8 protein-coding genes are annotated in these 8073 nt (G+C 59.9%); 6 read left to right on the forward strand and 2 right to left on the reverse strand.

Translation table 11 applies throughout. The features are described 5' to 3' along the window. The first annotated feature begins 96 nt into the window (after nucleotides 1-96). Together ABIV12_RS00495 and ABIV12_RS00500 are read left to right on the forward strand one after the other, a co-directional pair. Nucleotides 97-1137, forward strand: coding sequence for a LacI family DNA-binding transcriptional regulator (locus ABIV12_RS00495; protein WP_348055116.1), 1041 nt, complete (start codon nucleotides 97-99; stop codon nucleotides 1135-1137). Nucleotides 1138-1189: 52 nt separating this feature from the next. Beyond that, nucleotides 1190-2668: an MFS transporter gene (locus ABIV12_RS00500; protein WP_348055118.1), complete on the forward strand. Its 1479-nt coding sequence runs from the start codon at nucleotides 1190-1192 to the stop codon at nucleotides 2666-2668. A 79-nt stretch (nucleotides 2669-2747) separates the two neighbouring features. Here the strand turns inward: ABIV12_RS00500 and msrA are convergent, their stop codons facing one another. Next, a complete protein-coding gene (gene msrA, locus ABIV12_RS00505) occupies nucleotides 2748-3491 on the reverse strand; it encodes a peptide-methionine (S)-S-oxide reductase MsrA (RefSeq protein WP_348055120.1) in 744 nt (247 codons plus the stop codon). A gap of 162 nt (nucleotides 3492-3653) precedes the next feature. Beyond that, nucleotides 3654-4187: a peptide-methionine (R)-S-oxide reductase MsrB gene (gene msrB, locus ABIV12_RS00510; protein ID WP_348055123.1), complete on the reverse strand. Its 534-nt coding sequence runs from the start codon at nucleotides 4185-4187 to the stop codon at nucleotides 3654-3656. A 442-nt stretch (nucleotides 4188-4629) separates the two neighbouring features. On the opposite strand from msrB, the gene ABIV12_RS00515 reads away from it, so the two are divergent. From ABIV12_RS00515 to ABIV12_RS00530, 4 genes are all read left to right on the forward strand, one after another. Beyond that, entirely contained in the window at nucleotides 4630-5016 is a 387-nt protein-coding gene (locus tag ABIV12_RS00515; RefSeq protein WP_348055125.1) for a helix-turn-helix domain-containing protein, read from the forward strand. 193 nt (nucleotides 5017-5209) lie between these two features. After that, entirely contained in the window at nucleotides 5210-5944 is a 735-nt protein-coding gene (locus tag ABIV12_RS00520) for a LuxR family transcriptional regulator (RefSeq protein WP_348055127.1), read from the forward strand. A 141-nt stretch (nucleotides 5945-6085) separates the two neighbouring features. Continuing rightward, nucleotides 6086-6700, forward strand: coding sequence for an acyl-homoserine-lactone synthase (locus ABIV12_RS00525; protein WP_348055129.1), 615 nt, complete (start codon nucleotides 6086-6088; stop codon nucleotides 6698-6700). A 591-nt stretch (nucleotides 6701-7291) separates the two neighbouring features. After that, nucleotides 7292-8026 carry a hypothetical protein gene (locus ABIV12_RS00530; protein ID WP_348055131.1) on the forward strand — a complete coding sequence of 245 codons (735 nt, stop codon included), beginning with the start codon at nucleotides 7292-7294 and terminating at the stop codon, nucleotides 8024-8026. The last annotated feature ends 47 nt before the right edge of the window (nucleotides 8027-8073 follow it).

Raw genomic sequence — 8073 nt, forward strand, 5'->3', positions numbered from 1 at the left:
TTCCAATCCAGCGACATGACAGCGCTATCATCACCCTTGTGCGGGACGACGAGTAGGTCGTCGCGACGCTGCCTGTCCATGCTGGAGTAGCGATCGATGCGAGCGAGAATCGAAGACGTCGCGGAAACGGCCGGCGTCTCCATGAAAACCGTGTCGCGCGTATTCAATCGCGAACCCAACGTCAGCGAAAAGACCCGTCTCAAAGTCGAGAGCGCGGCCAAGGCACTCAACTACCGGCCCAATCCATCCGCTCGCAGCCTTGCGGGCAATCGGTCGTACCTGATTTCGCTGGTCTATGACGATCCAGCCGCGGCATCCAGCTACATCATGGAGATCATCGTCGGCATGCTGGCCGCGTGCGAAGACTCGCATTACAGCGCGATGCTGCGCCCGCTGGAGTATTCAAATTCCGATCACGTCGATGCGGTGGAAGAATCCATTGCGCAATTCCGCCCCGACGGGTTGATCCTTGTCCCTCCGTTTGCCGACGATTTGCGGCTCCTGCGCCGCCTCGACGAACTGGGCGTACGCTACGCGACGATCTCGGCGAGAGCGAAGCTCGGCCTTGCGCAGATCGGAACGATCCTCGACGAGCGCAAGGCCGCTGCCGACATGATCGCGCACGCAGTGGGGCTCGGTCATCGTCGTATCGCGCACATTGCAGGGCCAGCCCCGCATGGCGGACGGGCTTGGCGACTTGCGGGGTATCGCGATGGATTGCGAAAGGCAGCAATTCCCGTCGACGATTCGCTGATCGTCGACGGCGGATTCTCGTTCGAAGCGGGGATCATCGGAGCACGCACCCTCCTCGATCTCGCCGAACCCCCGACCGCGATCTTCGCCGCGAACGACGACAGCGCGTGCGGCGTCATGCACGAAGCACTCGAGCGAGGGATGGCGATTCCACGGGATTTGTCGGTGTTCGGGTTCGACGACACCCCCAGTTCCCGCCAGGTGTGGCCAAGCCTCACCACGGTGCATCAACCCTGCCGTGACATGGGCCGTATCGCCGCGGAACAGTTGCTGGCGTCGATCCGCGACACAGGCGGCGGTCAGCTGATCCGTGTCCCGTACGAATTGCGCATCCGCCAGTCGACCGGCCCGGCCCCGGTGCATTCGTCGGCCAAGCCGATCTGATGGCGACTGCGCGCAACGGAGTCGGTTCGCGCGAACGGCTGTGGACGATTCCATGACCGCCAAGCCGCGCCAGGATTTCTGGCAGATCTGGAACATGTGCTTTGGCTTCGTCGGAATCCAGTTCGGATTCGCGCTGCAGAATTCGAATGTGAGCCGCATTTTCCAGACGCTCGGCGCGAGTGCCGACGATATTCCTGCGTTGTGGATTGCAGCCCCCCTGACCGGCGTCCTGGTGCAGCCGATCATCGGCTATTTCTCCGACCGCACCTGGGGACGTTTCGGACGACGACGCCCTTACTTTCTTGTCGGAGCGACGCTGGCTTCGCTCGCGCTGTTGGCGATGCCCAATTCTCCGACCCTGTGGGTGGCAGCGGGCCTGCTGTGGGTGCTGGATGCATCGATCAATGTCGCACTCGGCCCGTTTCGCTCATTCGTGGGCGACCAGCTGCCACCGTCGCAGCGTGCGGCGGGGTATGCGATGCAAACCCTGTTCATCGCGGTCGGATCGGTCATCGCGAGCCTGCTGCCGTGGCTGCTCGCGCACTTTGGTGTGAGCAACATCGCCGTCGCAGGATCCATTCCCGAGACGGTCAAATGGTCGTTCTACGCGGGGGCGATCGCGATGATCGCAGCCATGGGATGGACGGTGATGTCCACCCGCGAGTATCCGCCCGTGGTCTCGTTCGAAGCAACGCAGGTCGAAACGCCTGGTACGGATCCGCGGCTCTTCGCGCAGATACGAGAAATGGGCAAATTGTGGCTCGTCGCCGGGCTCGTCGCGTTGCTCGCTGCGTGGTGGCTGAAGTTCGACGCACTCTTGTTTCTGCCTGGCGTCGGAATGATTGCCTACGGTCTGGTGCAGATCGCTGCGGGCGCGGGGCGCCGGCGCAATGTGTTCGTCGAGATCATCGACGATCTTCTGTCCATGCCCGCCACCATGCGCAAGCTTGCGATCGTGCAGTATTTTTCTTGGTTCGCGATGTTCGCAATGTGGATCTACACCACGGCTGCAGTCACGCAAGTGCACTTCGGAACGCGCGACACCGCATCGGCTGCCTACAACGACGGCGCGAACTGGGTCGGCGTCCTGTTCGCATCGTACAACGCGTTTGCGATCATCGCCGCCATCCTCATTCCGTGGATGACGCGCTGGTGGGGATTGCGTCTCACCCACATGTTCAACCTGACGTTGGGTGCACTCGGTCTCGTGTCGTTTCTGCTGATCCACGATCCGCGCTGGCTGCTTCTTTCGATGGCGGGCGTCGGCTTCGCGTGGGCCTCCATCCTTTCGTTGCCGTACGCGTTGCTTTCCGACTCTGTTCCCGAGGCGAAGATGGGCGTGTACATGGGCATCTTCAATCTGTTCATCGTGATCCCGCAGTTGCTCGCGGCGAGCACCCTCGGATTTCTGCTCAAGACATTCTTCGCCAACCAGCCAATCAATGCGCTGATGCTCGGTGGAATCAGCTTGTTTCTCGGTGGTTTGTTCACTCTGCGCGTCGCGGAAAAGCCAAACGATTCAACCGCATGACCGCATGCATCAGCGCCAGCAGTTTGCACGCGAGCGCACGCAGTGCGACGGCGGACCCATGCAGTGCAATAGCAGAGACCTATCGGACCGATGATGCGACCAGCGTCGCCTCGCTGCGATAGCGGTCGGGAAACATCTGCTTCAGATTTTCGACTTTCGGCAAATCGTTCGCGACGATGTATGGGTACGTTGGATTGTTCACCAGGAAATCCTGGTGGTATCCCTCGGCCGTATAAAAGCTCTTCCCCATCTCGATCGTTGTCACGATGGGAGCGGGATACACGCCAGCCTTCCCGAGCTGCGAAACATACGCCTCGGCGACCTTCTGTTGTCCCTGATCGACCGGGAATATTGCGGAACGATACTGAGTCCCGGTATCGGGGCCTTGCCGATTGAGCTCGGTCGGATCGTGCGCGACCGAGAAATAGATCTGCAGCAACTGGCCATAGCTGATCTTGTGCGGATCGAACGTGACCTCGACCGATTCCGCATGGCCCGTATTGCCGAGGCCGACGCGCTCGTAGTGCGCATCGGCTGCCTGACCGCCTGCATAACCCGAGACTGCCTTGCTCACACCCTGCACGTGCTGGAACACACCCTGCACGCCCCAGAAACATCCGCCGGCAAAGATCGCCTTTTCGCTGCTGCTCGAGCTGATGGCTTCATCGACCGCCGGTGCGGGCACCAGCACGGCGCGCTCCCCGCCCGTCGCGGGCACCTGCCAGACCATCAAGCCAACCCAGCTGGCCGAGATTGCCAGCGCGCATGCCATCGGCAGCAATCGAACCAGCGACGGGAAGCGCGAATCGGAACGTGTCTTCATTTTCATACTCCTTGAGCATCAAATCGGCAAAATACAACGCCTTGCATGTCCGATCGGCGCCCGCGAACACGAACGTGACGACCGGCAGGATAGGAGCGCTGATGATGGTAGGCATGCCTGAGGAGCAGGCGAGGTCCCGCAGCAGCGCATGAGTTCGGAAATTCAGGACGCCGGATTGAATTTCAGGGAAAGACCATTCATGCAATAACGCAGTCCGGTCGGTTGCGGACCATCGTCAAAGACGTGACCAAAATGGCCGCCACATCGCCTGCAGTGCACTTCGTCGCGGACCATGCCGAGCGAGCGATCGCTCCGCTGATTGATCGCGTTGGGCAGCGGCTTCCAGAAACTTGGCCAGCCGGTCCCGCTTTCGAACTTGGTCTCGGATGAGAACGCATCAAGGCTACAGCCAGCGCACGCAAAGACCCCGCGACGCTTTTCCTCATTGAGCGGGCTGGTGAATGCGCGCTCTGTCCCTTCCTGCCGAAGGATTGCGTATTGCTGCGGAGTCAGCAGAGTTCGCCACGTTTCATCCGAATGGCTGACCTCGAACGACTCCGCCGGCGCTGCGTTGGCAACGAGCGTGCCGGATGTGGCAAACCGGAGAACCGCATATCCGCCTGCTGCGGCGCCAGCGGCGAGCAGCCACTGTCGGCGCGCTTGGCGCTTCGAATCTGAATGGGGACCTGTGCTCATGTGCATGCTCCAACGTAGTGAATGCTGTAAAGCCGGAAGATGGGGAACCAATGCTCTTGAGGACCGGCGCTCGCGGTGGAATATTGCAGCGGTGAACGAAGTTTTCGGTGACTGATCTGATCGCGACCCACTACCTTTTGCGGAGGACTCTCACATTGACATTGAAAAAGTGTACATTGCGTCAAATACGTCATGACCACCCGCTGGCGCCGCTGTGTTCGGGTGGGTTCGGGCGCGAATCATTGCATCGCTGATTGCGCGGGCCCGCACTGCGCCTTTGCGCCGGGTATCCTGCGAGCGGCACTACGGTTCCGGGTTCATCTCAAACTGCGCGTTTGATCGACGTGACGGCATGCGGCCACGGCGCGAAATAAAAGCCCCGCTAATGGATAAGTAGAGCTAAGTGAAAATACCAAGCCCGACTAACCCGATGCTCACCGCCATGGCGGATCGCATCCGTCTCGCCCGGCAGCGCACAGGACTGTCCCAGGCAGAGCTGGCTGATCAGGCCGGCGTCACCTCCAGTGCTGTCGCGCAGTGGGAAAGCCCGCGTGGAACGAAGCCGGACCTGAATCACCTGCTCCGCGTGGCCGTCGCCACCAACGTCACACTTGATTGGCTGGCGACGGGATCGGGCGCCAAATCTGCGCGGAAATCAGCGTCTCAGGAGGAATCTCCGACGCTTGTGCTCAGCGTGTTCGCTCAAAATCCGGTGGAGGAAACCGTACTCACCTGCCTGCGCACCATGCGCCCCCGTACGCGCGACCTGCTGGTGTCACTCGTGCAGGAACTGGCCTCCAACAAGACGACGAAACTAAAGTCAGGCTAATGGTTCGGCGGTTTGCTCATTGTTCGTATCCCTGCCAAAAAGTACCCCTAGGCGCCTGGCCGGGGGGAAGGCATGAACATGAACATTACAACGCGAGCGGCAGTTGCCGATGGTTTGGCCCGACGCGCAGCCGAGCTGGAGTTATGCAGCTCCCGGATCCGCTCTGGACTCTCAGCGGATGGGAGATAGCACGATGTTCCTGGGAATTGAAAACATTGAGCTCCTCCAGGCGTGCGATACGCAAGAGCAGCTTGCATCGACGATCGGTGCCCTCGCCCGCTCAGTCGGATTCGATCACTGGATGTACGGTTTGGACCTGCCCATCATCGATGACCGCAAGGGTCAGTACCTGCTCGGCGGATATCCGAAGGAGTGGGTCAGCCACTACTTCACGCAGGAGTACCTTCGGCTCGATCCGGTGATCGCGCACTGCCAGGCGCACGCGACGCCGCTCCTGTGGCCACAGCGCGACGATCCAACGAAGCCGGGCGACCGACGCAGCAGCGCGGTTTCGCGGATGTTCAACGAAGCTCGGGAGATTGGGCTGGACTCCGGAGTGACAATTCCCGTGCATGGCCTCGGTTGTCATTGGGGACTCGTTTCATTTGCATCGAAAACCCATATTGCCACTCGCGACCTGCAGCAAATCGTGCCTCACCTCCATTTGCTGGCGCACTGCATTCATGACGCAGGGCGGCGCTTCGCGCCTGGCGCCTTGCCGGTCACAGCTCCGCACCTGACGGCAAGGGAAGTGGAATGCCTCCACTGGGTAGCGGCGGGAAAGACCAGTTGGGAAATCGGCAAGCTGTTGAATGTCGCGGAACGCACGGTGGTGTTCCACTTGCAGAATGCAACCCATAAGCTGGGTGTCAGCGGACGACAGGCCGCCGTGGCGAGAGCGATCGTTTCTGGCCTCATTACGCCCTGATACGCCATCGATTTCGTCTGTCGACGATTGCATGACCAATACGTCTCGATGAGCGAACGCCGCCTGTAAGTCCTTACAGCTGTAATTTTGTGCAGTGCAATGCCCTTGTTGGTCCTCCGCAATGTCGCGGAGGAGATCAACATGAACCACCTCATCATCGATCGCGCTGGCCAAGGTCAGCTCAATGCATCACTGCTCGACAGCATGTTCCGCCTGCGGCATGAGGTGTTCCATGATCGCCTTGGCTGGCCGGTGCACAGCGAATTCGGGCGCGAGCACGACTGGTATGACCTGATCGGGCCCCACTACCTCGTCGCGTCCGATTCCTCCGGAACTTCGGCGGTTGGCTGTTGGCGCATGCTGCCGACGACGGGGCCGTACATGCTTCGCGACGTTTTCCCGACACTGCTCGACGAAGTGAGCGCACCAGCAGATCCGCGCGTCTGGGAAATCAGCCGTTTTGCGGTCGCTCCGGAACACGCAAGCGGCAGCTATGGCTTCAGTCATCTTCCCGCGGAAATGCTGCGCGCAATGTTGCGCTTCGGAGTAGCAAGGGGTCTTGACGCAATTGTCGGCGTCACCAACGTGGCCGTCGAGCGCATGCTCAGGCAACTCGGATTCACGGTCCATCGGCTGGGTCGGCCGAAGCGAATCGGCAATGTCATGAGCATTGCATTCCGCCTCCCCCTCGATGAAGCGACGCAGCTAGCCGTCAACGGTGCGCTCGTGTGCGTTTCGCTGGAACAGGCGGCGTAGTTCTCGACGCGACGGGAGTATCTGGACAACTCGCTGACGTTCCCTAGGCACTCGCAGCGGTCACCAACAGAAGCCTGACCGCTGCGACTCTTCGAAACGAGCCATCGCGATATTTAGAACGATCTATTTTGTCCAATGACTTATATATCGATCTAATTGAAGTTGAGATAATCGCTTTGCGAGAAATTCCATTCCCATTTGATAGTGCCCGTCGCTCGCATCCATTCGATATTGAGGGATTGTCCTTATTCGCGTTGAGGGGCAAACAAGCAATATCCCTGCCAAAAATCAAAAACCTGTCAATTCTTACAGCATGCGTGCGACATCCAACCGCGGGCAGTATGGATTCGTGGACAGGACGCTCCAACTCGATACTCCAACGACGATCCTTCCGCACAGACAAACCGGCCTCGGTCGGGCGAAACCAAAAGGGGGTCGAGGGGCGCTTCCCGCATTGCGACATTAAAACCGCAGGGCAGAGAGAGTCGGTCGACGGAACACAGTCAAATGCATCAATGGTTCCGCGAATAACTGGCAGTGAAATTGATCCCGTCAATATCCATCCATTATTCGAACGGACAGGAGAACGTCATGAATCGCAACAACCAGAATACGAACCCATCAGCCCATTCGGCTTCGTCGCGCATGAAGCGCCGACTTGCGGTAACCGCCTGCCTCGCCGGATTGATGACTTCCTTCGGAGCCACCGCCGGCTTGATCAATGTACCGAACGGCGACTTCTCGCTCCCGGCAAACGCCGGCAGCATCGGCGGCGGAATCCTCACCCCCATTGGCGTCGATGTTGCCATCGGGTCGGCGGGCACACCCTGGACAGGGACGTTTACCGGAATTCTCGCGGTCCTCGCGCCACCCACTCTTACAATCGACGCGGTCGCGCAGACGGCAAACATCCAGGGGCTCATCGGGATCAATGTCGGCGGACTCCTCTCGAACAGCGGCTATTTCAGCCAGGTTCTGAGCGGCACGCCGTGGATTCCCAACAAGCGCTACACCGTTTGGACGGACATCGACGTCGGTCGCCCGATTGGTCTGGACGTCCTTGGCGCCGCCAACGTGGGTATCGCGCTTCGCTCGGGCCTCAATGTGTTGTCTGCCTCGACAACGGCGGCGGCGCCGCTCGTCACGCTCGATCTGCTTCACGATACCGACTACCGGCTGAAGCTGGTTTACGACACAGGCGCAACGGTCAACGGCAATGTGGGCCTGGAGTTGTTCAATCTGCCAGAGGGTCTGCTCACCGTCGACCTTCTGGCCTCGACCACCTTTCCCTACGCGCCTACAATCTTTGAGACAGTGACGCGGTAAGTTATCCCTCATTTTAGGGCGGCTTTTTCGGAGATCGACATGCCAAA

Origin of the sequence: Dokdonella sp., from assembly GCF_039926425.1 — a bacterium.
In the GTDB taxonomy this organism is placed as follows: domain Bacteria; phylum Pseudomonadota; class Gammaproteobacteria; order Xanthomonadales; family Rhodanobacteraceae; genus Dokdonella_A.